Origin of the sequence: Paenibacillus cremeus (genome assembly GCF_007786445.1) — a bacterium.
Lineage (GTDB): Bacteria > Bacillota > Bacilli > Paenibacillales > NBRC-103111 > Paenibacillus_G > Paenibacillus_G cremeus.
In genome coordinates this window covers 1-1,280 of the sequence record NZ_VNJI01000136.1, presented here as the reverse complement: position 1 = coordinate 1,280, position 1,280 = coordinate 1, and the positions used below count along the sequence as shown (strand labels likewise).

At 46.6% G+C, this 1,280-nt stretch carries 1 pseudogene; it reads left to right on the top strand.

The annotated features are described in order from the left end of the window. The first annotated feature begins 78 nt into the window (after positions 1–78). Positions 79–1,247 (top strand): annotated as a pseudogene (locus FPZ49_RS35190) (IS3 family transposase). Positions 1,248–1,280 lie beyond the last annotated feature (33 nt).

The following is a 1,280-nucleotide window of genomic DNA, read 5'->3' as shown; positions in this document are numbered from 1 at the left end:
TGCAGCTAGAATAAAAAGTGGACACCTCTTATTCGCAAACAGATAATGGACTTACAAACACATAACGAGGTGTCAATCATGGGCGAAAAAAGACAGAGTTACAACGAGACATTTAAGCGAGAAGCCGTAAAGTATGTTCAAGAGCAAAGTAAGTCTCTTCCTCAAATTGCGGAGGAATTAAATCTTAGTCCAGACACTCTGCGCCAATGGGTGGGGAAATATCGGGAATTTGAGCATGAACCAGTGAATCACGGCGATACGCTCCGTCAGCAATCGCAAGTTATTCACGAACAGCAACGTGAGATCGAAGACCTGAAAGAAGAGATTGCAATCTTAAAAAAGGCCATGCACATCTTCAGCAAAGAAAGGAACTAAGGTTCCTATTCATCGAAAACCATCGCTCCGAGTTTCGCTTGGAGAAGATGTGCAGCGTCTTGCAGGTTTCCAGGAGCGGTTTCTACAAATGGTTGTCGGCAAAACCCTCTGAGCAGCATAAGCGTAAGGAGGCGCTGACGGCGCGAATTGAGTGGCATTATAGGGATTCGAATCGGACGTATGGAAGCCCTCGGATCTATAACGAGCTACTGAAAGAAGGCTACCGCGTATCGGAGCGCACTGTCGGCCTGATCATGCGTGAAAAAGGCTTGCGCTCGTGCATGTCACGAAAATTTAGAGTACAAACCACGGATTCTAACCACGACTTGCCCATTGCACCAAACCTGCTGGGCCAGAACTTTAAAGCAACAAGACCGAAACAAAAATGGGTTGCCGATATTACGTACATCCCTTGCCGCCAAGGCAGGCTTTATTTGGCGAGCATTTTAGACTTATACACGAAAGAAATCGTAGGCTGGAAGCTGAGCGACCGAATGACAACCGACTTAGTTATGGCTGCGCTCGATCAAGCGTATGCAGCCAAGAAGCCGAAGAAGGGACTTATTCACCACTCTGACCGCGGCTCACAGTATGCATCAAAAGAGTATCGTAACCAACTGAAGAAATACGGCATGGAAGCCAGTATGAGCCGCAAAGGAAACTGTTATGATAATGCCTGTATTGAAGCTTTCCACAGCATCCTAAAGAGAGAGCTTATTTACTGCAACCCAAAATTTAAAACGAAGCAAGAAGCGTTTGAAAAGTTGTATCGCTACATCGAGTTTTTTTATAACCGAAAGCGCTCCAACAGCACGATTGGCTACATGTCACCGGCGCGGTTCGAGGAGCAGTACTACAGGCGTGAGGCCTGAGTTACGGGTGTCCACTTTCTTGACAGAAGAGCA